The 23,117-nt window shown below is 70.3% G+C and carries 20 protein-coding genes; 10 read left to right on the plus strand and 10 right to left on the minus strand.

The window, feature by feature from the left end; translation table 11 throughout:
- Nucleotides 1-139 precede the first annotated feature (139 nt).
- A complete protein-coding gene (locus tag ACX6XY_RS17525; RefSeq protein WP_460331532.1) occupies nucleotides 140-1,930 on the minus strand; it encodes a recombinase family protein in 1,791 nt (596 codons plus the stop codon).
- Between ACX6XY_RS17525 and ACX6XY_RS17530 the strand changes: the two genes are divergently transcribed.
- From ACX6XY_RS17530 to ACX6XY_RS17550, 5 genes are all read left to right on the plus strand, one after another.
- The gene (locus ACX6XY_RS17530; RefSeq protein ID WP_460331534.1) at nucleotides 1,929-2,105 is read left to right on the plus strand and encodes a DUF4177 domain-containing protein; all 177 of its coding nucleotides are present in this window, start codon (nucleotides 1,929-1,931) and stop codon (nucleotides 2,103-2,105) included. The two genes, ACX6XY_RS17525 and ACX6XY_RS17530, sit on opposite strands and share 2 nt — an antisense overlap.
- A complete protein-coding gene (locus ACX6XY_RS17535) occupies nucleotides 2,102-2,569 on the plus strand; it encodes a RidA family protein (protein ID WP_460331536.1) in 468 nt (155 codons plus the stop codon). Before ACX6XY_RS17530 ends, ACX6XY_RS17535 begins: the two co-directional genes overlap by 4 nt.
- A gap of 197 nt (nucleotides 2,570-2,766) precedes the next feature.
- The gene (locus ACX6XY_RS17540; protein WP_460331538.1) at nucleotides 2,767-3,639 is read left to right on the plus strand and encodes an NUDIX hydrolase; all 873 of its coding nucleotides are present in this window, start codon (nucleotides 2,767-2,769) and stop codon (nucleotides 3,637-3,639) included.
- A complete protein-coding gene (locus ACX6XY_RS17545; protein WP_460331539.1) occupies nucleotides 3,636-4,466 on the plus strand; it encodes an MBL fold metallo-hydrolase in 831 nt (276 codons plus the stop codon). Before ACX6XY_RS17540 ends, ACX6XY_RS17545 begins: the two co-directional genes overlap by 4 nt.
- Nucleotides 4,467-4,680: 214 nt before the next feature.
- Nucleotides 4,681-5,571, plus strand: a complete 891-nt coding sequence (locus ACX6XY_RS17550) for a prohibitin family protein (protein WP_460331541.1) — start codon at nucleotides 4,681-4,683, stop codon at nucleotides 5,569-5,571.
- 136 nt (nucleotides 5,572-5,707) lie between these two features.
- Here the strand turns inward: ACX6XY_RS17550 and ACX6XY_RS17555 are convergent, their stop codons facing one another.
- On the minus strand, nucleotides 5,708-6,382 hold the full coding sequence (locus ACX6XY_RS17555; RefSeq protein WP_411056989.1) for a Crp/Fnr family transcriptional regulator: 675 nt from the start codon (nucleotides 6,380-6,382) through the stop codon (nucleotides 5,708-5,710).
- Nucleotides 6,383-6,693: 311 nt separating this feature from the next.
- Between ACX6XY_RS17555 and nth the strand changes: the two genes are divergently transcribed.
- From nth to ACX6XY_RS17570, 3 genes are read left to right on the plus strand one after another with little or no spacing between them, the layout of a single operon-like run.
- Nucleotides 6,694-7,554, plus strand: coding sequence for an endonuclease III (nth, locus tag ACX6XY_RS17560; RefSeq protein ID WP_460331543.1), 861 nt, complete (start codon nucleotides 6,694-6,696; stop codon nucleotides 7,552-7,554).
- Complete coding sequence (locus tag ACX6XY_RS17565; RefSeq protein WP_460331545.1) at nucleotides 7,551-8,258, plus strand: NUDIX hydrolase; 708 nt, start codon at nucleotides 7,551-7,553, stop codon at nucleotides 8,256-8,258. Before nth ends, ACX6XY_RS17565 begins: the two co-directional genes overlap by 4 nt.
- A gap of 13 nt (nucleotides 8,259-8,271) precedes the next feature.
- Nucleotides 8,272-9,471, plus strand: a complete 1,200-nt coding sequence (locus ACX6XY_RS17570) for a MarP family serine protease (protein WP_460331547.1) — start codon at nucleotides 8,272-8,274, stop codon at nucleotides 9,469-9,471.
- Between the two features lie 909 nt (nucleotides 9,472-10,380).
- On the opposite strand, the gene ACX6XY_RS17575 is transcribed toward ACX6XY_RS17570, so the two are convergent.
- From ACX6XY_RS17575 to ACX6XY_RS17600, 6 genes are all read right to left on the minus strand, one after another.
- On the minus strand, nucleotides 10,381-10,599 hold the full coding sequence (locus ACX6XY_RS17575; protein ID WP_460331549.1) for a hypothetical protein: 219 nt from the start codon (nucleotides 10,597-10,599) through the stop codon (nucleotides 10,381-10,383).
- A gap of 114 nt (nucleotides 10,600-10,713) precedes the next feature.
- On the minus strand, nucleotides 10,714-11,658 hold the full coding sequence (locus tag ACX6XY_RS17580; protein ID WP_460331551.1) for an alpha/beta fold hydrolase: 945 nt from the start codon (nucleotides 11,656-11,658) through the stop codon (nucleotides 10,714-10,716).
- Nucleotides 11,655-12,146 (minus strand): phage holin family protein, encoded by a 492-nt coding sequence (locus ACX6XY_RS17585; protein ID WP_460331553.1) that lies wholly within the window; start codon nucleotides 12,144-12,146, stop codon nucleotides 11,655-11,657. The genes ACX6XY_RS17580 and ACX6XY_RS17585 overlap by 4 nt, the downstream gene beginning before the upstream one ends.
- Before the next feature lie 43 nt (nucleotides 12,147-12,189).
- Nucleotides 12,190-13,602 (minus strand): Na+/H+ antiporter NhaA, encoded by a 1,413-nt coding sequence (gene nhaA, locus ACX6XY_RS17590; protein WP_460331555.1) that lies wholly within the window; start codon nucleotides 13,600-13,602, stop codon nucleotides 12,190-12,192.
- A gap of 256 nt (nucleotides 13,603-13,858) precedes the next feature.
- A complete protein-coding gene (gene acs / locus ACX6XY_RS17595) occupies nucleotides 13,859-15,925 on the minus strand; it encodes an acetate--CoA ligase (RefSeq protein WP_460331556.1) in 2,067 nt (688 codons plus the stop codon).
- Nucleotides 15,926-16,062: 137 nt separating this feature from the next.
- Nucleotides 16,063-18,372 carry a bifunctional SulP family inorganic anion transporter/carbonic anhydrase gene (locus ACX6XY_RS17600; RefSeq protein ID WP_460331558.1) on the minus strand — a complete coding sequence of 770 codons (2,310 nt, stop codon included), beginning with the start codon at nucleotides 18,370-18,372 and terminating at the stop codon, nucleotides 16,063-16,065.
- Nucleotides 18,373-18,625: 253 nt separating this feature from the next.
- Here ACX6XY_RS17600 and ACX6XY_RS17605 point away from each other — a divergent pair, with 253 nt between their 5' ends.
- Nucleotides 18,626-19,921, plus strand: a complete 1,296-nt coding sequence (locus ACX6XY_RS17605) for a polysaccharide deacetylase family protein (RefSeq protein ID WP_460331560.1) — start codon at nucleotides 18,626-18,628, stop codon at nucleotides 19,919-19,921.
- Here the strand turns inward: ACX6XY_RS17605 and ACX6XY_RS17610 are convergent.
- Nucleotides 19,896-20,945: an ATP-binding protein gene (locus ACX6XY_RS17610; protein ID WP_460331562.1), complete on the minus strand. Its 1,050-nt coding sequence runs from the start codon at nucleotides 20,943-20,945 to the stop codon at nucleotides 19,896-19,898. The genes ACX6XY_RS17605 and ACX6XY_RS17610 overlap by 26 nt on opposite strands.
- Before the next feature lie 101 nt (nucleotides 20,946-21,046).
- Here ACX6XY_RS17610 and ACX6XY_RS17615 point away from each other — a divergent pair, with 101 nt between their 5' ends.
- Entirely contained in the window at nucleotides 21,047-21,862 is an 816-nt protein-coding gene (locus ACX6XY_RS17615; protein WP_460331564.1) for a Fic family protein, read from the plus strand.
- Between the two features lie 389 nt (nucleotides 21,863-22,251).
- Here the strand turns inward: ACX6XY_RS17615 and ACX6XY_RS17620 are convergent, their stop codons facing one another.
- Nucleotides 22,252-23,109, minus strand: coding sequence for an HAD family hydrolase (locus ACX6XY_RS17620; RefSeq protein ID WP_460331566.1), 858 nt, complete (start codon nucleotides 23,107-23,109; stop codon nucleotides 22,252-22,254).
- Between the last annotated feature and the right edge of the window lie 8 nt (nucleotides 23,110-23,117).

Consider the following 23,117-nt stretch of genomic DNA (forward strand, 5'->3'; position numbering starts at 1 on the left):
GGCTGCCTCGCCGAGACCAGCCTGACCATCAGACCCACCTGAACAACCCACCGACATCACGAGTTCAACCTCAGTAACCGTCAGCGTGGCTTTGGCGGGCTCAGGGGCGAGCGTGAAGGTCCATGTGCCCCTCGCGTGCTCAGGCGACCGTCCGGTTGCCTCTCGGCTGCGGCTTGGACCACGTAATGGTGACCCGAGGCTCAACTACCGCTTCAGCCTTGTTTCCTCGGCTCTTTTCGTCCGGCCGTGCCTTGCGGATCTCGATGCGCTCGATGAACAGCTTCACCAATGCGCGCCGGTCGTTGAGCGAGGCTTTCGCCCACCAGGTACCGGGGCCGATCGGGTCGCCGGTCGCGTCGTCGTCTTGCGCCAGCCATTCGGCGATGGGTAGAACGGGAACTTCAGCTTCCCCAAGTTCGGCCATGCGGGCATCGCACGCCGCTAGTCGTTCCTGCTGCGCCTTCACGTCCTTACGCCAGCGCGTCCGGCCGATCTCGTCACCCCGGTACAGGTCTGCGTCGTCGTAGAGCTGTTCCAGCGCCCGCGCAGCGTCGGCCCGTTCCTGAACCACTGTGCGCCGGTCCTGTGCTCTCTCGGGGCTCTCTGCGGCTTTTCCGAACAGTTGCGCTGCCGCGACCATGATGCCGGCTGTCTCGGGGTCTTCCTCAGCCGTCGAGATCAGAGCGAAGATGCGGCGGGCAACGAGGTCATCAACACCCGCGCGGCTGATGTACGAACCCCCCTCATGCTCACCCGGCTTGGGCTTGGTTCCGGATGGCCGGGAGCAGAAGTAACTACCACCGACCGGCCTGGCCGCGTTGTTGGCGCTCTTGGACCGTCCGCACTCGCAGTACAGGACTTCCATGCTGGTGAGTAGCGCCGTGGTCCGGTTCTCGAACTTCCGCTTCGGGCGGCTGTCTAGCCACTCCTGCAACTCGAACCAGTCGCCCGGTGTGAGGATCGGTTCCCATGCCTGAACCGGGGCCCCGTTGTCGTCCCGCCGGATGCGGTGTCCGACTACCCGTAGCTTGGAAGGGTCCTTCTTCTGGGGCTCGTAGATTGGGTCCGTGGCGAAACCGGCCAACTGTGGATGGCGGAGCATGGCGGCTAGCGTCTTGATGTACCACGCGCCCCCGGCTGTCTTCTTCCCTCGGTCGGTTCCCTGCGTCGCCACGCCAGTTTCGTTGAGTTCCCGGACGATACTCCCGAGGGAACCGGGCACATGCATGCCGGTCGGCTTGGCAGTGTGGGTCCGCGCCTTGTGCTTGCGGATGATCCACCACACCCGCTGGATCACCTTGGCCTGGTCGGCGTCCGTGTCGAGTAGCTGAATGGCGATTGGTTTGCCGTCGGCGTTGTGTCGAGTCACTTGCCGCAGCTTCCGGCCGTACGGGGCCTTGCCGCCCACGTACCCTCCAAGGGCCCGCGCCTGCTTCACGGCGTCGCGTACGGCGGTGCTCTTGTTCTTGCTCTCCTGGTGCGCGCCGTCGAGCCGGAAAATCAGGTGGATCAGATCCATGATGTTTCCCTGGCGGAACACGCCGTCGCTCGTGCTGATGATCGTTACACCGAGGCCCAACAGCTCGTTGACGACGCCAAGCGCGTCGGTCGGTTCCAGGCGCGACAGGCGGCTGATGTTGTAGACGATGATCACGTTGACGCGGCCCATGCGGCACTCATGGATCAGCCGCTCAAACTCGGGTCGCTCCGTTCCGCTGTAAGCCGATATACCTACATCCTCGAAGTGCCCGCACCACTTGGCCTCTCGGCCGTCTCGGGCGGCTTCTGCGGCGAAGGTCTCAAAGCGAGAGTAGTTGGCGCTCCGCTGCGCGGCTGGACTCGCTTCGCTGCCGTTCTCCCTGCCGTATGACTGTCGTCCGTATGCTGCAACGTGCAAGTTCATGCCGGTTACTACCTCGGGACTGATCATGGCCACACCGTGCCAAGCTAAATGGGAATACGCAACTGTGCCGCTTCTCGTCCACGCGACGAAGCAGATTCTGGACACCTGGGGCGAGGACGGCTGGGAGCTCGTCCAGGTCGTTCCCGGACCGAACAACCCCGAGCAGCTCGTGGCCTACCTGAAGCGGGAGAAGCAGGCGTGAGCGCGGTCGAGGAGAAGCTCGCCTCGCTCGGGCTGACGCTGCCGGAGGTCGTCCCGCCGCTCGCCGCGTACCAGCCCGCCGTGCGGTCCGGTGCGTACGTGTACACCTCGGGCCAGCTCCCGATGGTGGAGGGCAAGCTGCCGGTCACCGGCAAGGTCGGCGCGGAGGTCACGCCCGACGAGGCCAAGGAGCTGGCCCGCACCTGCGGGCTGAACGCGCTGGCGGCGGTCAAGTCGGTCGTCGGTGACCTGGACCGGATCGCCCGTGTCGTGAAGGTCGTCGGCTTCGTCGCGTCGGCCCCGGACTTCGGCGGCCAGCCGGCGGTCATCAACGGCACCAGCGAGCTCCTGGGCGAGGTGCTGGGCGACAAGGGCGTGCACGCGCGCAGCGCGGTGGGGGTGGCGGTGCTCCCGCTGGACTCGCCGGTCGAGGTCGAGATCCAGGTCGAGCTGACCGAGGGCTGACTCAGGCTGACGCGGACTGACCGAGGGCTGACCAGCTGACTGAGGGTTGGCCCGTTGGCTGAGGGCTGACCAGCTGGCTGAGGGTTGGCCCGTTGGCTGAGGGCGGGCCGAGGGCCGGTCAAGGGCGGGCCGAGGGCTGACGGGACAGGCGGTGGTCGCCTCTCGAACATCCACGTGCCACCGGATAGCCTCCGCCCATGGCGAATGGTCAGTGGTACCCACCGGAGTGGCCCGACCGCATCCGCGCGCTGGCGAACGGCACACTTCGGCCCGCGCCCCCCAAGCGCGCGGCCACGGTCATGCTGCTGCGGGACACCGCGGCGGCCGGGCCCGCCGTCCATATGCTGCGCAGGCGCGCCTCCATGGCCTTCGCCGGAGGCGCGTACGCCTATCCGGGCGGCGGCGTCGACCCGCGCGACGACGACCACCACGTCGGCTGGGCGGGACCCGCGCTGAGCACCTGGGCCGCGCGCCTCGGCGTCACGGACACCGAGGCGCAGGCCGTCGTCTGCGCGGCGGTGCGGGAGACGTACGAGGAGGCGGGCGTGCTGCTCGCGGGCCCGACCGCCGACACGGTCGTCTCGGACACCACGGGCGCCGACTGGGAGGCCGACCGCGCGGCCCTCGTCGCGCGTGAGCTCTCGTTCGCCGAGTTCCTGGACCGCCGCGGCCTGGTGCTGCGCAGCGACCTGCTGGGCGCCTGGGCGCGCTGGATCACCCCGGAGTTCGAGCCGAAGCGTTACGACACCTGGTTCTTCGTGGCCGCGCTCCCGGCGGGCCAGCGCACGCGCAACGCGTCCACGGAGGCGGACCGTACGGTGTGGACCGCCCCGCGGGACGCCACCGCGGGGTACGACCGGGGCGAGCTGCTGATGATGCCGCCGACGATCGCGACCCTGCGCCAGCTGATCCCGTACGCCACCGCCGCCGACGCGCTGGCCGCCGCGGCGGACCGCGACCTCACCCCCGTACTGGCCCAGGCCCGTATGGAGGGCGACGAGGTCGTGCTCAGCTGGCCGGGGCACACGGAGTTCACCAAGCACATCCCCGCGGCGGGAGGCCCCCGGTGACCGATGCGGCCGCACTGCCCGGACAGCCGCGCGGCGAGGTCCGCTCGGGGCCCGCCACCGCGCGAGCGGTCAACGTCCTGGCCCCGAACCCGTCCGCGATGACCCTGGACGGCACCAACACCTGGATCGTCGCCGAGCCGGACTCCGAGCTCGCGGTGGTCATCGATCCGGGCCCGCTGGACGACGGCCATCTGCGGAGGGTGATCGAGACCGCCGAGAAGGCGGGCAAGCGGATCGCGCTGACCCTGCTCACCCACGGCCACCCGGACCACGCCGAGGGCGCGGCCCGCTTCGCCGAGCTGACCCGCGGCAAGGTCCGCGCCCTCGACCCGGCGCTGCGGCTCGGCGACGAGGGCCTGACGGCGGGCGACGTCGTCGAGACGGGCGGCGTGGAGCTGCGGGTGGTCCCCACGCCGGGGCACACCGCCGACTCGCTCTGCTTCCATCTGCCCGCCGACCAGGCCGTACTGACGGGGGACACCATCCTGGGGCGCGGTACGACGATGGTGGCGCACCCGGACGGCCGCCTCGGCGACTATCTGGACTCCCTGCGCCGCCTGCGCTCGCTGACCGTGGACGACGGGGTGCGTACGGTGCTGCCGGGGCACGGGCCGGTACTGGACGACGCCCAGGGCGCGGTCGAGTTCTACCTGGCGCACCGGGCGAACCGCCTCGCCCAGGTCGAGACGGCCGTCGAGGACGGGTACCGCACGGCGCGCGAGGTCGTGGCGCATGTGTACGCGGACGTGGACCGTTCGCTGTGGCCCGCGGCGGAGCTGTCGGTGCGGGCGCAGTTGGACTATCTGGGCGAGCACGGCCTGATCTGACGCGGCGTGCTCCGGCGCGGCGTGTTCCGGGCTGTGGGCGCGGCCCGGCCCGGTCCGGCCGGGCGTGGCCTGATCTGACTGCCGGGGTCCGGACATGTCCGGGCTCGTTTGGCTGCCTGACCCGCTCGTACCGCACCCCCCTCGCGATCCTTTACGCTCCGTATACATCAGCCGCTGGCCTGCGGCTTCTTACGGTTTCCCTGGGGGAGTGCACGTGTTTGTCCTGTCCATCCTGCTTGTCGTCGGTGCCGTGGTGGCATGGTTCGTCGCCAAGGCCCGCCCGGACATCACCGGGGTGAAGATCGGCTCGGTGGCGTCGCTGGTCGCCGGTGCGTTCTTCGGCATAGCCAGCTGTGTGCACGTGGTGAGCGCGTACGAGGTCGGGGTGCCGGTGACCTTCGGCAAGGTCGGCGAGCCGATGACTCCGGGGATGAACCTGAAGTCGCCGTTCACCAACGTCACGGCGTTCTCCACCCGCCCGGTGGACCTCAACCTGTCCGGCAAGGACGTGATCGAGGTCCGCTCGTCGCAGGGGGGCGTGATGAAGGCGGAGGTCACGGTGAAGTGGGCGGTGTCCCCGGCCAAGGCGGTGGAGCTGTACCGGCTCGCGGGCAACGAGCAGTCCATCCAGCAGCGGCTGGTCTTCCCCGACAGTCGGGAGATCGTCCGGAACGTCTTCGCCCGGTACACCAGCGTGGAGGGCTACAGCTCGGCGCGCGAGAAGATCAACGCCGAGATCGCCAGCTCGGTCAAGAAGCGGCTGGCGCCGCGCGGCATCGACGTGACGACCGTCAACCTGCGCAATGTGAAGCCGTCCCAGAAGCTGCAGGACCAGATCGACCGCAAGATCCAGCAGCGCGAGGCCACCGAGCGGGCCACCGAGGCGAGCCGTACGGCAGCCGAAGAGGCCAAGCGGCGCAAGATCGAGGCCGAAGGCATCGCCAAGGCCAACAAGATCCTGAACGACTCGCTCACCGACAAGGTCCTGATGAACGAGTGCATCGACGCGTTCAAGCAGGCCGCGAAGCAGAACCCGGTCTACGCCGTGCCGTGCGGCGGCGGTGACGGCAGCCCGCTGATCGTGGACGGCACCCGCAAGAACTGACGCCGGGGCGCGCGGTACGCGCTACGGGGCCCGCCGGGTACGCGCTACGGGCCCGCCCGGTACGCGCTACGGGGAGGGCCCACCCGGCGGGCGGGCCCTCCCCGTAGGGGCGGTAGGAGCGGCTGGGCGGGCGCTGTCAGCGCGAGCGCTTGGCGAGCCGCTCGACGTCCAGCAGGATCACGGCGCGCGCCTCCAGGCGCAGCCAGCCGCGGCCCGCGAAGTCGGCCAGTGCCTTGTTTACCGTCTCGCGCGAGGCGCCGACCAGCTGGGCGAGCTCCTCCTGCGTGAGGTCGTGCACCACGTGGATGCCCTCCTCCGACTGCACGCCGAAGCGGCGCGACAGGTCGAGCAGGGCGCGCGCGACGCGGCCGGGGACATCGGAGAAGACCAGGTCGGACATCTGGTCGTTGGTACGGCGCAGGCGTCGGGCGACGGCGCGCAGCAGGGCCGTGGCGACCTCCGGGCGGACGTTCAGCCAGGGCTGCAGGTCGCCGTGGCCGAGGCCGAGCAGCTTGACCTCGGTGAGGGCGCTGGCGGTGGCGGTGCGCGGGCCGGGGTCGAACAGCGACAGCTCACCGATGAGCTCGCCGGGGCCGAGGACGGCGAGCATGTTCTCGCGGCCGTCGGGGGATGTGCGGTGGAGCTTCACCTTGCCCTCGGTGACCACGTACAGGCGGTCTCCTGGGTCGCCCTCGTGAAACAGCGCTTCGCTGCGTGCGAGCGTCACCTCACTCATGGAGGCGCGGAGCTCCGCGGCCTGCTCGTCATCGAGCGCCGCGAAGAGCGGGGCGCGCCGCAGAACGTCGTCCACGAGTTCTCTCCTATCGACCTGCATCAAGGGACTGTGATCCCTATCTTGCCGGACGGTCCAAACAGTGTGATCAGTCACAAGGATGCCGTACTGGTGTCGCATGCCGTGAGACAGGGGGGCCGATCGGGGTCTGTTCTCCGGGGTCCGGGGCGGATGTCGGTGGTCGGGCTTAGGCTGGCCGAGTGTCCAATACGCCGGTGAGAGCACAGGCCAAGGGGGCGGGAAAGGTGGCGGAGCGTCGCGATTCCGCTGTGGGCGAACAGGCTCCAATAGAGTCAAAGAATGCTGCAAAACGGACAGGGGGGCGGGGTGTGAAGCCAGCTGCAGAGGGAACGGGGAAACCCACGAAGGCCCCGGCCAAGGCATCGGCCAAGGCACCGGTCAAGGCCCCGGCCAAGGCTGCGAAACCCGAGTCGCGCCTCGCCCTCGTCCGCCGCGCCCGCCGCATCAACCGCGAACTCGCCGAGGTCTACCCGTACGCCCACCCGGAGCTGGACTTCGACGACCCCTTCCAGCTCCTGGTCGCCACGGTGCTCTCCGCCCAGACCACCGACCTGCGGGTGAACCAGACGACGCCCGGCCTCTTCGCCAGGTATCCGACCCCCGAGGACCTGGCGGCCGCCGACCCGGAGGAGGTCGAGGAGCTGATCCGGCCGACCGGCTTCTTCCGCGCCAAGACCAAGTCGATCATGGGGCTGGCCGCCGCCCTGCGGGACCGCCACGGCGGCGAGGTCCCCGGCCGCCTGGAGGACCTGGTCAAGCTGCCCGGCGTGGGCCGCAAGACCGCCAACGTCGTCCTCGGCAACGCCTACGGCGTCCCCGGCATCACCGTCGACACCCACTTCGGGCGACTGGTGCGCCGCTGGAAGTGGACCGACGAGGAGGATCCCGAGAAGATCGAGGCGCTGGTCTGCGACATCTTCCCGAAGAACGAGTGGACGATGCTGTCGCACCGGGTCATCTTCCACGGCCGCCGCATCTGCCACGCCCGCAAGCCCGCCTGCGGCGCCTGCCCGATCGCGCCGCTCTGCCCCTCGTACGGTGAGGGCGAGACGGACCCTGAGAAGGCCAGAAAGCTGCTGAAGTACGAGAAGGGCGGCTATCCGGGCCAGCGACTGAAGCCGCCCGCCGACTATCCGGGCGAGCCCGCGCCGCCGCTGGGGCGGCGATGACACGCGCGAGTGAGCGGCAGGACGGACACACGGCCGTCACGGTCACGGTGAGCCGCGAGGGCCTGCCCGGCTGGCTGGAGCCCGTGGCCAGCGCGGCCGAGGACATCGAACCCCGGCAGCTCAGCCGCTTCCTGCCGCCCGAGAGCGGAGCCGGGCGGCAGTCCGCCGTACTGATCCTCTTCGGCGAAGGCGACCGCGGCCCCGAGCTGCTGCTCATGGAGCGGGCCGGATCGCTGCGCTCGCACGCCGGGCAGCCTTCCTTCCCCGGCGGCGCCCTAGACCCCGAGGACGGCGACCCGCACACCACGGGACCGTTGCGCGCGGCCCTGCGCGAGGCCGAGGAGGAGACGGGGCTCGACCCGAAGGGCGTACAGATCTTCGGCGTGCTGCCCAGGCTCTATATCCCGGTGAGCGGCTTCGTGGTGACGCCCGTGCTCGCCTGGTGGCGGGAGCCCAGCCCGGTCGGCGTCGTCGATCCGGGCGAGACGGCGCGGGTCTTCACGGTTCCCGTGGCGGAACTCACGGACCCCGCGCACCGGGTCACCGCCGTGCACCCCCGAGGTCACGAGGGCCCCGCGTTCCTGGTCGGATCGGCTCTGGTCTGGGGTTTCACGGCCGGGGTGATCGACCGCATTCTGCACTTCTCGGGCTGGGAGCGGCCCTGGGACCGCTCCCGGCAGGTCCCGCTTGACTGGCACGCATGACAGGGTGGCCTCCGTGAATGTGCTGGACATCCTGTTGCTGGTCGCCGCCGTGTGGTTCGCGATCGTGGGCTATCGCCAGGGCTTCGTCGTCGGCATCCTGTCGGTGATCGGGTTCCTGGGCGGTGGCCTGGTCGCCGTATACGTGCTGCCAGTGCTCTGGGACGCCTTCTCGGACTCGCGCGAGCTGAGCACCGCCGCTGCCGCCGGAGCGGTCGCGGTGGTCATCCTCTGTGCCTCCGTCGGCCAGGCGTTCACCACCCACCTGGGCAACAAGCTGCGCAGATACATCACCTGGAGCCCGGCCAGGGCCCTGGACGCCACGGGCGGCGCGCTGGTCAACGTGGTCGCGATGCTCCTGGTCGCCTGGCTGATCGGCTCGCTGCTGGCCGTGACCACGCTGCGGACGGTCAGCAAGGAGGTACGCGCCTCCACGGTGCTCCAGGGCGTCGACCGGGCGCTGCCCGACCAGGCCGACACCTGGTTCACGGACTTCAGCTCCATCCTCGCGCGCAACGGCTTCCCGCAGGTCTTCAGCCCGTTCGCCAACGAGCCCATCACCGAGGTCCGCCCCCCCGACCCGGCGCTGGCGAACAGCGAGGTCGCCGCCCGCGCCCGGCGCTCCATCGTCAAGGTCACCGGCACGGCGCCGAGCTGTGGCAAGTCCCTGGAGGGCACCGGCTTCGTGTTCGCCGACCGTCGGGTGATGACCAACGCGCACGTGGTCGGCGGCGTCGACGAGCCGGTCGTCCAGATCGGCGGCGAGGGCAAGCTCTATGACGGCAAGGTCGTGCTCTACGACTGGGCGCGCGACATCGCCGTCATCGATGTGCCGAACCTGAAGGCGCCGCCGCTGAAGTTCGCCGACAAGAGCGCGGTCAGCGGCGACAACGCCATCGTCGCGGGCTTCCCCGAGAACGGCCCGTACGACGTGCGCTCCGCCCGCGTCCGCGGGCGGATCAACCCCGACGGACCCGACATCTACCGCCGGGGCACCGTGCGCCGCGACGTCTACTCGCTCTACGCGACCGTGCGGCAGGGCAACTCGGGCGGCCCGCTGCTCACGCGGGACGGCGAGGTGTACGGCGTGATCTTCGCGAAGTCCCTGGACGACCCGGACACCGGCTACGCGCTGACCGTCGAGGAGATCACCGAGGACATCAGAGTGGGCCGCGCAGCGACCCAGCAGGTCGACACCCAGGGCTGCGCGCTGTAACCCCGAGCGCCGCTTGCGGCGACGTGCCGTCTGCGGTGACGTGCTGTCTGCAGTGACGTGCCGTCTGCGGTGACGTGCCGTCTGCGGCAAGGTGCCGCGCGCGGCGACAGGCCGCCCGCGGCCACGTGCCCGCGCTGGTAACCCCGAGCGCCGTCCGCGGCGACAGGCCGCGCCCGCGTGGCCACGTGCCGCGCGGCGACCTGTTGCCGCCCGCCCGGCCCGGGGCGGGGGTCCGGCACCCCGGCGGCCGCACGCCGTATGGGGGCCTGGTGCCGCATCGCCTCCCCGCGTGCCGCACCGAGGCTGGCCATCGCCCGGCGGCCGCACGCCGCAGGGAGGCCAGGCGCTCCACGGCGCCTGGGTGCCGTGTCGCGACCGTGCCGCATGACGGGCTGTGCCGTACGGCGATCGGGTGCTGCCTTGCGGCCTGGTGCCGCATGGCGGTCTCCCGCCGCAGGGGTGGTCTTCCGCCGCAGGGGTGGTCTCGTGGCGCAGGGGCGGTCTCGTGGCGCGCGGCGAGCCGGTCCCCGTGGCGGGCCGGTGTCCGCGTGGCGACGGGTGCCGTACCGGCGGCCTGGTGCCGTACGACGATCGCGTGCGCCCGGTGCCCGCGTGTCACCCGGCGATCGCACGCTGCCCTCCGGCCGCGTGCTGCGCTACGCCGCGTGCCGCACCTCGGCCTGGTGGCGCCCGTAGCCCGCGTGCGCCCAGCGCCCTCGCGTCGCGGGGACGGGTACCGCGTGGCGGTGCGGTCCGGTGTCGCACGGCGAGCGCGTGGCCGCCCAGCGGTCTGGTGTCGCCCGGTGGCCCCGTGAGCAGGGGGTCCGACCGTTTCACGGCGGCCCCAGTGCCGCCGCGTGGTGGCCGTGCTGGGGCCGCCAGGGCGTCGGACCGGTGGCCCGGAGTAGGTCAGGTGCGGGCGTGGCGTAGCCGCGCCGAGACCCAGCGGGCCCTGCGGCGCAGGATGCGTGGGATGCCCAGGTTCCGCGGGTCGTGGCCACGGGCCCGAGCCTGGCCCGAGGCGCCGCCCCTGGGGCGCGGATGGTTCACCGCGGTGGCCGAGCGGCGATCGCGTGCTGCGTCGCGGCGATCGCGTGTCGCGTCACTGAAGTCGTGCGTCCAGCCCATACCCCGACGTCTGCCCGTGCCCCATGGTCGATAACCGCGCCCACAGCGCCCGATTGGCCTATGCGGCGGGCAATTGGCCGTTCGAGACACGGCAGTTCGAGTGGCGCGCACACACTACCGGTCAGGCTCGGGGTCTTTCAGCCAGTTGACCAGCTCGGTCGAGAAGGCCACCGGGTCCTCCTCGTGCGGAAAGTGCCCAAGACCGTCGAACAGCCGCCAGCGATACGGCGCCTCCACGTACTCCCCGGACCCGGCCGCGCTCCGGGTGCGCATCACCGGGTCGAGCGAGCCGTGCAGGTGCAGGGTCGGCACCCGTACCGGCCGCTTCATCCGCCGGTTGAACTGGATGCCGTCGGGCCGTGCCATCGAGCGCACCAGCCACCGGTACGGCTCGATCGAGCAGTGCGCCGTCGAGGGGATGCACATCGCCCGCTGATAGGCCGCCACGGCCTCGTCGTCGGGCAGCCGCGGCCCCCACCAGTCCCGGATCAGACGGCCGGTCAGCGCCCCGTCGTCCGCGACCAGCCGCCGCTCCGGCAGCCAGGGCCGCTGGAAGCCCCAGATGTACGAGCTCGCCGCGGTCTGCTTGACGTCGGCCAGCATCGCGGCCCGCCAGCGCCGCGGATGCGGCATCGAGGACACGGCGAGGCGGCGTACCAGCTTGGGCCGCATCACGGCCGCGGTCCACGCCAGGTAGCCGCCGAGGTCGTGCCCGACGAGCGCGGCGTCCGGCTCGCCCAGGGAACGGACGACCCCGGTGATGTCGAGCGCCAGGTTGGCCGGGTCGTAGCCGCGCGGTGTGCGGTCGCTGCCGCCCGTACCGCGCAGATCCATCGCCACCGCGCGGAAGCCCGCGTCGGCGAGCGCGGTGAGCTGGTGCCGCCAGGTCCACCAGAACTGCGGGAAGCCGTGCAGCAGCAGCACCAGCGGCCCGTCGCCCGCCTCGGCGATGTGGAAGCGCGCGCCGTTGGCGGCGACGTCCCGGTGGGTCCAGGGGCCGTCGATCCGTACGGCCGACGCGGGCGCCGGTGCGGGGGAGGGTGCGGCGGGGTCCGTCATGAGGACGAGCGTGCCACAGGAGCCCCCTCCAGGGCCTTGTCGGCGGGCTCGTCGCTGGTCGAAGCGGTGACCTCGCGGGGATGCGGCTTGACGTTCCCCAGGACCGCGGCCGTCTCCTTGGCCGACGCGACGGCCTTCTGCGGGCCCTGGCCCTGCTTGGCCTTCTTGGCGAACAGCACGCCGATCAGGCCGAGCAGCGCGGCCACCAGCACATTGCCCGCGAAGGACAGCAGGAAGCAGACCGACAGATGCCAGCCGCTCCAGGCGTGGATGCCGTAGGCGAGCGCGAAGCTCAGCATCGGCAGCGAGAAGATCAGGACCGCGATGGCCGCGACGAACGCGGCACCGCCCACACCGGCCCGCTTGACGTCGTTGCGGAGCTGGGCCTTGGCCAGCGCGATCTCGTCGTGGACAAGACCAGACAGCTGGTCGGTCGCCGCGGATACCAGCTGTCCGAGGCTGCGGTCTCCGCCTTCGGCTGCGCTCATCGCGGTCCCCTCTTCTCTTCTGTGGCCGACATCTGGCATCAGATCATGCCGGACTGTGGCCCTCTGCGCTCCCTTGGGCTCGCGCTTCGGCGAGCTTGCGGTGGTCGGCGGCCTTCTTCTCGTAGATCGCGGCCATCCGGAGGTGATAGTCGGGGTTGTCCATCTCGTAGATGTCCGGGATGCCGTCGGCGTCCTCGTCCCGGTCCTCGTCCGCGCACAGCTTGCGGTACTTGGAGTTGCGGACCTTCAGCAGGATGGTGGCGGCGATGGCGGCGACCAGCGAGCCCACCAGGACGGACGCCTTGATCTCCTCGGTCATCGTCTCGTTGCCCTTGAAGGCCAGTTCGCCGATGAGCAGGGACACGGTGAAGCCGATCCCGGCCAGGGTCGCGACCGCGAACACATCGGGCCAGGCCAGGTCCTTGCTGAGCTGGGCCCTGGTGAACCGGACGGTGAGCCACGTACCGCCGAAGATGCCGAACATCTTGCCGAGGAACAGACCGAGGACGACGCCCAGGGTCTCGGGCCGCGTGAAGACGTCGCTCAGCGCCTGTCCGGAGACCGTGACACCGGCCGAGAACAGGGCGAACATCGGCACCGCGAAGCCCGCGGACAGAGGGCGCACCAGGTGCTCGATGTGCTCGCCGGGCGAGACCTTCTCACTCTCGCGCGTGGTGCAGCGCAGCATCAGGCCCATCGCGACGCCGGCGATGGTGGCGTGCACGCCGCTGTTGTACATCAGGCCCCAGATGGCGGCGGCCAGCGGGAGGTAGATGTACCAGCCGCGTACGCCCTTCCGGAGCAGCAGCCAGAAGACGACGAGGCCGACGACGGCGCCGGCGAGCGCCGCGAAGTTCAGCTTGTCACTGAAGAAGACCGCGATGATCAGGATCGCGAAGAGGTCGTCGACGACGGCAAGCGTGAGCAGGAAGGCGCGCAGTGAGGACGGCAGCGAGGTGCCGATGACCGCGAGTACGGCGAGCGCGAAGGCGATGTCGGTGGCGGTGGGGACTGCCCAGCCGTCCATGGAGCCGCCGCCGGTCAGGTTGGTCAGTACGTAGACCAGGGCGGGGATGGCCATACCGCACAGGGCCGCGGCCACCGGCAGGATGGCGGCCTTGGGGTCACGCAGGTCTCCGGCGACCAGCTCGCGCTTGAGTTCGACGCCGGCGACGAAGAAGAAGATGGCGAGCAGGCCGTCGGCCGCCCAGTGCTGGATGGACAGGTCCAGGTGGAGGGCGCTGGGGCCGATGTGGAACTCGCGGACCGCTTCGTAGCTCTCCCTCAGGGGGGTGTTCGCCCAGATCAGCGCGGCGATGGCGGCCACGAGGAGCAGGACGCCGCCGACGGTTTCGGTGCGCAGGAGATCCGCGATGAAGTTCCGTTCGCGGAGTGAGGGGCGTCCGAGTGCTTGCTCTTGGTCGCTGGGGATCTTGCTGGAAGCGGGCGCGGCCACGGGTGGGGACCTCCGGGTCGGTTCGGCAACGGGTTCGCTTGCTGCATTGCCGACCAGACTTCCCGGCACACCTTGTGGATCTGTCGCGTAGACAACAGGGGAGCAACTCTTCGAACCCTTGTTGCGTTGTTCACGCGCCCCCACCCTACCGGGTGTGCGCTCGGACTGACCTGGCAAATATCACCTTATGCGCGAAACGGGCACCCGGCTTCTTGCCGGGTGCCCGCCTGCGGGGTCTGCCGAAGGCCGGTCGGGATCAGTCCTCGCTGCCCGCGCTCGGCAGTTTCGTCTGGATCAGGTCCATCACCGAGGAATCGGTGAGCGTGGTCACGTCACCCAGCTCGCGGTTCTCGGCCACGTCGCGCAGCAGCCGCCGCATGATCTTGCCGGAACGGGTCTTCGGCAGTTCGGCGACCGGCAGGATCCGCTTGGGCTTGGCGATCGGGCCGAGCGTCGCGCCCACATGGTCGCGCAGTTCGCTGACGAGGCCGCGGCCTGTCGCGTCGCCGCCTGTCGCGTCGCCGCCTGTCGCGTCGGTGCCTGTCGCGTCGGCGGCCGATGCCTCCGCGGCCGCCGTGCCGCGCAGGATCACGAAGGCGACGATGGCCTGCCCGGTGGTCTCGTCAGCGGCGCCGACCACGGCGGCCTCGGCCACCGCGGGGTGCGAGACCAGGGCCGACTCGACTTCCGTGGTCGAGATGTTGTGGCCGGACACCAGCATCACGTCGTCGACCCGGCCGAGCAGCCAGATGTCGCCGTCGTCGTCCTTCTTGGCGCCGTCTCCGGCGAAGTACCTGCCCTCGAAGCGGGACCAGTAGGTGTCGATGAACCGCTGGTCGTCGCCCCAGATGGTGCGCAGCATGGACGGCCACGGCTCGGTGAGCACCAGATAGCCGCCGCCTCCGTCGGGCACCTCGTTCGCCTCGTCGTCGACGACGGTCGCCGCGATGCCCGGCAGGGCGCGCTGGGCGGATCCGGGCTTGGTCTCCGTCACGCCCGGCAGCGGCGAGATCATCATCGCGCCGGTCTCGGTCTGCCACCAGGTGTCCACGATCGGGCAGGTGTCGGCGCCGATGTGCTTGCGATACCACATCCAGGCCTCGGGGTTGATCGGCTCGCCGACCGACCCGAGGACGCGGAGCGAGGACAGGTCGAACTTCGCGGGGATGTCGTCGCCCCACTTCATGAACGTACGGATCGCCGTGGGCGCGGTGTAGAGGAGCGTGACGCCGTACTTCTGGACGATCTCCCAGAAGCGTCCCTGGTGCGGGGTGTCGGGGGTGCCCTCGTACATCACCTGGGTCGCGCCGTTGGCCAGCGGGCCGTAGACGATGTACGAGTGCCCGGTCACCCAGCCGACGTCGGCGGTGCACCAGTAGACGTCCGTCTCCGGCTTGAGGTCGAACACCGCGTGGTGGGTGTACGCGACCTGGGTGAGGTAGCCGCCGGAGGTGTGCAGGATGCCCTTCGGCTTACCCGTGGTGCCCGAGGTGTAGAGGATGAACAGCGGGTGCTCGGCGTCGAAGGCTTCGGGGGTGTGCTCGGGGCTCTGCCGCTCGGTGATCTCGTGCCACCACACGTCCCGGCCGTCGTTCCAGGCGATGTCCTGGCCCGTACGGCGTACCACCACGACGTGCTGGACGCGGTCGACGCGCTCGACGGCGGCGTCGACGGCGGGCTTGAGCGCGGCGGGCTTACCGCGCCGGTAGCCGCCGTCCGCGGTGATGACGACCTTGGCGTCGGCGTCCTCGATACGGGCGGCCAGGGCGTCCGCCGAGAAGCCGCCGAAGACGACCGAGTGCGCGGCGCCGACGCGGGCGCAGGCCAGCATGGCCACCGCGGCCTCGGGGATCATCGGCAGGTAGACGGCGACCCGGTCGCCCTTCTGCACGCCCAGTTCGGTCAGCGCGTTCGCCGCCTTGCTGACCTCGTCCTTGAGCGCGGCGTAGGTGATGCTGCGGCTGTCGCCGGGCTCGCCCTCGAAGTGGATGGCGACCCGGTCGCCGTGGCCCGCTTCGACATGGCGGTCCACGCAGTTGTACGCGACGTTGAGCTTCCCGTCGGCGAACCACTTGGCGAACGGCGGATTCGACCAGTCGAGGGTCTCGGTCGGCTCGCTCGCCCAGCTCAGTCGGCGCGCCTGCTCGGCCCAGAAACCGAGCCGGTCAGCCTTGGCCTGTTCATACGCCTGGGCCGTGACGTTGGCGGCTTCGGCCAGCGCGGCGGGCGGCGCGAACCTGCGCTCTTCCTTGAGCAGGTTGGCCAGGCTTTCGTTGCTCACGACATCTCCCTTTCCCAGGGTGTCCGTTGTGTCCCAGACCACACCTCATCAGACCCGCGCCCCCGGTGACAAGGGTTTGCCGGAAATTGGTTTAGACCTGTGCGTGTCGGGGGTGAGTGGAGGGTGAGGTGTCGGCCGGATGGCGTCATACGGTGGCACGGGCGGGTGCGGGCGGCGGTTCACGCGCGCTCCAACGCGGTAGGCGCCACCCGGTCGAAGAGCCGGTCGCAGTCGGCGAGCAGATACGCCTGGGCCTCGCCCACATGGAAGTACATGCCGTGCAGCTGGAGTGTGCCCTGGGCCAGGCCGCGCGCCACCGCCGGATGCGACCGCAGATGCTCCAGCTGCTGCACCACGTTGGTCAGGCAGAGCTGTTCGACCACGTCAGCCGGTTCCCGCCCCGCGATCAACGCCCAGGAGTCGTGTCGGTTCGCCATCCGCTCCAGACTGGGCGCGCCATGCCGCAGCCAGCGGCGCAGCGGTGTCTGGTCCGCGTCCGGACCCGGTGTCTGGTCCGCGCTCGGACCCGGTGCCCGGTCTGTGTCCGGAGCCGGTGTCCGGTCCGTTCCCGGAGCGCTGTGCAGCAGCGCCTGCATGGCGCCGCAGCCGGAGTGCCCGCACACGGTGATCGACTCCACCCGCAGTACCTCCACCGCGTACTCGATCGCGGCCGCTACCGAGTCGTCCCCGCTCTCCTGTCCGGGCAGCGGCACGAGATTGCCCACGTTGCGCACGACGAACAGGTCTCCGGGGCCGCTTGAGGTGATCATCGAGGTGACCAGCCGGGAGTCGGCGCAGGTGAGGAACAGCTGCGAGGGCCGTTGCCCCTCGCTGGCGAGCCGCGCCAGCTCCTGCCGGACCAGGGGCGCGGTGTCGCGCTGGAACGCGCCGATGCCGCTGGCCAGTTGGTGCCGGTGCTGGGGCGTCTCGGCGGGACGGTCGCAGCGGTGGTTGCGCCAGGGCGTCCAGGGGCGGCAGCAGGTGTGGGAGTCGGACGCGGGCTCGGCGATGCGGCTGCCCGAGCGTCCGGTCAGCTCGACAGTGCCGCCGTGCGCGATGTGCGCCGCCTGCCAGTCCTGCAGGGTCTCGTACGCCGCGTGATCCATGAAGGAGCCGTCCAGCTCGACCACGGCCTCGGAGCCGTGTGGCACCTGATGCAGCGAGCGGCTCAGGCGAGGTACCGCGAGGAAGGTCAACTGCCCGCGTACCCGCACCTGGTGGATGCCGTTCTTCTCCGTGTACGTGATGCGGGTGCGGGCCAGTCGGTGCAGCGCCACGGCGACGGCCACCACGACGCCGATCGCCACGCCTTCCAGCACTCCCAGGAAGACCACAGCGGCTGTGGTGATCGTGTAGACCATGACTTCGCGGTGCCGGGTGACGGTCCGGATGTGCGTGAGGGACACCATCTGGACGCCGATGGCCATCACCAGCGCGGCCAGCGCCGCGAGCGGGATGAGGTCGAGCGCGGGCACCAGGAGCAGCGCGGCGACCACGATCCAGAGGCCGTGCAGCATGGTGGAGTTGCGGCTCACACCCCCCGCTTGGACGTTTGCCACGCTGCGTACCGGGACACCGGCGACCGGTAGTCCGCCCAGCGCGCCGGAGACGATGTTCGCCGCGCCCTGGCCGCGCAGTTCCCGGTCGAGGTTGGCGCGTGGCGTCGGCGGGCCTTTGCGCGCGGTGGCCAGCTTGTCCACGGCCACTGCGGAGAGCAGGGATGTGATGCTGCTGACGAGGGTAACGGTGAGCACCGCCGCGATCAGGCCGAGCGCCGGGCCTTCGGGCATCCCGGCCAGCGCATGGCTCTGCCAGGACGGCAGTTCGACGCGCGCCAGGCTCAGCCCGGCCGCCGCGGCCACCGCCGTCGCCCCCGCCACCGCGGCGAGCGGGGCCGGGATCTTCCGTACCGCCCGCCCGGCCCTTCCGGGCAGGCGCGGCCAGGCCAGCAGCACCAGCAGGGTCAGCGCGCTGATCGACAGCGCGACCGGATGGGGGTCGGCCAACTGGGCGGGAAGCTCGCGGAGGTTGTCGACGACGGAGCTGTGCGGACTGCCGCCCAGCACGATGTGCAGTTGTGCGACGGCGATGGTGACGCCGATGCCGGCCACCATGCCGTGCACGATCGCGGGGCTGACGGCCAGTGCGGAACGGGCCACCCGCAGGGAGGCCAGGGCAAGTTGGGTGACACCGGCGAGCACGGTGATGGCACAGGTCGTACGCCAGCCGTACTGCTGGATGAGGTCGGCGGTGACCACGGTGAGTCCGGCCGCGGGGCCGCTGACCTGGAGGGGAGCGCCGCCGAGGCGGCCGGCCACCAGACCGCCGACGGCGGCGGCGACCAGGCCCGCCTGGAGCGGCGCGCCGGTGGCCAGGGCGATGCCGAGGGACAGCGGCAGCGCGATCAGGAACACGGTGATCGAGGCGGACAGATCGGCTCCCGCGATCCGGAACCTCTTGTGGGGGCGGGTGGGGACGTAGGCGGACATGTTTCCCGTCTCCTCCGGTATTCCGGGTGTCTCAGCTCATCTCACAACTCACGTGGTTTCTCAACTCTCAGTAAATGAATGGTAATGGAGAGTAAAGAGATGGGAAGGGGTATCGGGGCAAATGGGGTAACTCTTCACTCGGAAGAGTGGATAGACCATTTCTACGGCTTGTCGCACCTTTTGCCCCGCTATGGCATGCGACGTTGGCCGCGCTGTCGACAGGAACCGACCCGAAGGAAGAGGTGGGCGGATGATGGCCGCCACCAAGAGGCTTGTCGCGGGTGTCACCGTCGCGGTGTGCGCCGTGGCTCTGTCCGGCTGCGCGGGCGGCGGGGAGTCACGTACCGGCGAGGGCGCGAACGGCCCCAGCGGCGCGAAGAAGGCGCAGCCCGCGCCCGCCCCGAAGAGCGCGGTACGACTGATCGGAGACGGCTCGACGGCCTTCACCGGCGCGCAGCCGAACCTGGCCAAGCCCGAGAAGCTGAAGCCCGGCGAGAAGCCCCCGCAGTTCGTCGTCTTCTCCTGGGACGGGGCGGGCGAGGACAGCCAGAAGCTCTTCTCGTACTTCCGCAAGGTCGCCAAGGCCAACGACGCCACCATGACGTACTTCCTGAGCGGCGTGTACATGCTGCCCGAGGACAAGAAGGAGCTCTACGACCCGCCCCGGCACTCGGCGGGCCGGTCCGACATCGGCTTCAATGACCGCCAGGGCATCAAGGACACCGTGGAGCAACTGCGCGGCGCCTGGCTTGAGGGCAACGAGATCGGCACCCACTTCAACGGGCACTTCTGCGGCAAGGGCGGCGGGGTCGGCGAGTGGTCGGTCGCGGACTGGAAGAGCGAGATCGCCCAGGCCAAGGCCTTCGTCAAGGAGTGGAAGTCCAACACCGGCACCAAGAAGGCCGAGCCGCTCCCCTTCGACTACGACCAGGAGCTGATCGGCGGCCGCACGCCGTGCCTGGAGGGGCAGCGGAACTTCATGCAGGCGGCCCGCGAGCTCGGCTTCCGCTACGACACCAGCGGTGTCAACAACCAGCTGTGGCCCAAGAAGAAGAACGGGCTGTGGGATCTGTCGATGCAGCTGGTGCCGGTACCGGGCCGGGCCTTCGAGACGCTGACCATGGACTACAACTTCATGGTCAACCAGTCGGGCAGCACCTCGCAGGGCGACCCCGCCAAGCACGAGTACTGGGGTGACCAGATGCGCGACGGGCTGCTCCAGGGCTTCCAGCGCGCCTACGACGGCAACCGCGCCCCGCTGATCATCGGCAACCACTTCGAGTCCTGGAACGGCGGCACGTATATGCGCGCCATCGAGGAGACCATCGAACGCGTCTGCACCAAGCGCGATGTGCGCTGTGTGTCCTTCCGTCAGCTCGCAGACTGGCTGGACGCCCAGGACCCGCGGGTCCTGGCCAAGCTGCGTGAACTCGGCGTGGGCGAGGCCCCGAAGCGGGGCTGGGCGGGCTACCTGGCCGCCCAGCCCGCACCGGCGCCCAAGGGCGTGCCGGGCGCCGAGGGCGTCAAGTCAGCTGAGGGGAAGGGCTAGCACCGGCCAGAGTGTCCGCGGAGGTGCTCGCGGACGTACTCGCGGGAGTGTCCGTGGGGGCGTCTTCGCGCAGGACGAAGTCGGGGTCGACCTGGTCCGCCAGGTCGGCGCCCGTCTTCGCGTTCCCCCACCCCGCGGCGTTCTTCAGGTGGAAGTGCACCATCTGGCGGGTGTAGCGCTCCCAGTCCCGCCGCTCGTACGAGGCGTCCGCGGCGGCGGCCATGGTCGCGAGGGCCTCGCGGTTCCGCGGTTCGAGCAGCTCGAACCGCGGCGGGCGGCCCTTCTCCATCGCCCGCACCCAGTCGGAGTGCCCGACCGTCAGCAGCAGATCGTCTCCCACCTCCGCACGCAGGAAGTCGATGTCGTCCTGGCCCTGGACCTTGTTGCCGACGACGGCGAGGGCGACGCCGAAGTCTCGGGCGTACTCCTTGTACTGGCGGTAGACGGAGACGCCCTTACGGGTCGGTTCGGCGACCAGGAAGGTCATGTCGAAGCGGGTGAACATGCCGGAGGCGAACGAGTCCGAGCCCGCCGTCATGTCGACGACGACGAACTCGCCTCGGCCGTCGACCAGATGGTTCAGGCAGAGCTCGACCGCGCCGACCTTGGAGTGGTAGCAGGCGACACCGAGATCGGCTTCGGTGAAGGGGCCGGTGACCATCAAACGCACGGCGCCGCCGTCGAGTTCCACGGCGCGCCCGCAGGCCGCGTACACCGGGTTCTCCTCGCGGACCCGCAGCAGCCGCGAACCCGCGCCGGGAGGCGTTGTCTTGATCATCGTCTCGGCGGAGGCGATCCGCGGATTGCCTCCGCGCAGGTAGTCCTTGATCAGCGGCAGTTGCGCGCCCATCGCGGGCAGCGCGGCGGCCTCGTCGTCGGTCAGGCCGAGCGCGGCGCCCAGATGCTGGTTGATGTCGGCGTCGACCGCGATGACCGGTGATCCGGCGGCGGCGAGATGGCGGATGAAGAGCGAGGACAGGGTGGTCTTGCCGCTGCCGCCCTTCCCGACGAAAGCAATTTTCATGTTCACCAAGGGTAGTGGAGTAGTCGCTGTACGCGGTTGGGCGACGTGAAGAAGACCACTCCTTCGTGGGGTGCGAGCGCTGGGTGCGTAGGGTCGTACCTATGAGTACGACAGCCGACCCGCTCGCGGCACTGAGCGCGCTGCCGGGCGTGACCGAGTCCGTGGAGTCCGTGCGCAAGGCCGTGGACCGGGTCTACGGGCACCGGGTCATGCGGCGCCGCAGCAACGAGATCACCTCCGAGGCCGCACTGCGCGGCGCGCGGGGTTCCGCCGCGCTGTCCGGGGCCGACTGGGCGCTCGAAGAGGTGCGCAGGCGCAGTGACTTCAGCGTCGACGGCGAGGCCCGTACGGTCGGCGCCGCGCTGCGGCTGACCGCGGAGGCCGGGCAGCTGCTGTCCATCTGGCGGCAGTCGCCGCTGCGGGTGCTGGCGCGGCTGCACCTGGTGGCGGCCGGTGCGCAGGACGACACCGTGGGGCGGCCCAGGCAGGGTGCCGAGCCGGTCGACGAGCCGCTGATCGAGCTTCCGCTGCCGGACGCCGACGAGGTGGCGGGGCGCCTGGAGGGCCTGTCCGGGCTGGTGATCGCGGGCAGCCCGGCACCGGCGCTGGTGATGGCGGCGGTGGTGCACGGGGAGCTGCTCGCGCTGCGGCCCTTCGGCTCGTACAACGGACTGGTGGCACGGGCGGCCGAGCGGGTGGTGCTGGTCGGCAGCGGCCTCGATCCGAAGTCCATCTGCCCGGCCGAGACCGGATACGCCGAGCTCGGGAGGGCGGCCTATGTGGCGGCGCTCGACGGTTACGCGTCCGGTACGCCGGAGGGGGTGGCGGCGTGGATCGCGCACTGCGGGAAGGCGGTCGGGCTGGGCGCCAGGGAGTCGACGGCGGTCTGTGAGGCGCTGCAGCGCGGGGCGGCGTAGCGGCGCGGTCGCGTGGGACTCGCGCGGGATTTTCCCTGAACAGGGTTGCGGCGGTACCTGTGGAGGTACCGCCGCTGGCATGTCCACCCAGTTACCAAGCGTCCTCGATATGTTGCCCATCAGGTCGGGGTCTTTGCCCGTTGCCTGGTGCGGCTGGCCCGTAATCGACGGGTCGACGTCGCGTGGGTGCTCGGCTTCCATGCGCGGTCCGTGGGGCCGTTAATGCGTTAAAGGTGTTCCTCTCGGATGTCCTTGGTCTCGCGGGCCGTTGACTCCTTTCTACTCCTGTCCCGAAGGAAGCGAAAGTCCTGGGCCGAGTTCTTTACTTTTAGGTTCAAATACGGGCGAACCGGGGCGTCGGTCTGGGGGTGTGCGGCCGGGGCCCACGCTCAGGTCGTCGCCGCCCGGCGTCGGCTCGTGTACCACACCAGGCCGGCGGTGACCGCGGCGGCGCCGACGGCGGCGGCCGTCAGCAGCGCCGGGCGGGACGGGGCCGACAGCGACGGCACGCGCTGCTTCAGGCGGACCGGACGGTGGAAGTCGAGAATCGGCCAGTCTCGGGTGAGCGCCTCGCGGCGCAGGGCGCGGTCGGGGTTGACCGCGTGCGGGTGGCCGACCGCCTCGAGCATCGGCAGATCGGTGGCCGAGTCGCTGTACGCGTAGCAGCGCTCGAGGTCGTACCCCTCGGACGCGGCGAGTTCCCTGACCGCCTCGGCCTTGGTCGGGCCGTACGCGTAGTACTCCACCTCGCCCGTGAAGCAGCCGTCGTCGCCGACGATCATGCGGGTGGCCACCACGCGGTCCGCGCCCAGGAGTTCGCCGATCGGCTCGACCACCTCGGCGCCCGAGGTCGACACGATCACCACATCGCGCCCGGCGGTGTGGTGGCTCTCGATGAGTGACGCGGCCTCGTCGTAGATGATCGGGTCGATGATGTCGTGCAGGGTCTCGGCGACGATCTCCTTGACCTGTTGGACGTTCCAGCCGCGGCACAGCGCCGAGAGGTACTCGCGCATGCGCTCCATCTGGTCGTGGTCGGCGCCGCCCGCGAGGAACACGAACTGGGCGTATGCGGTACGCAGCACCGCCCTTCGGTTGATCAGTCCTCCTTGGTAGAAGGACTTGCCGAAGGTGAGCGTGCTCGACTTCGCGATGACCGTCTTGTCCAGGTCGAAGAACGCTGCTGTGCGGGGTGCCGAGTAGGGCGGTGAGTGAGGCAGGGAGTGGTTTTCCACGAGCCCGAGCATAGGTGCCC

It is taken from the genome of Streptomyces sp. O3 (genome assembly GCF_054788135.1).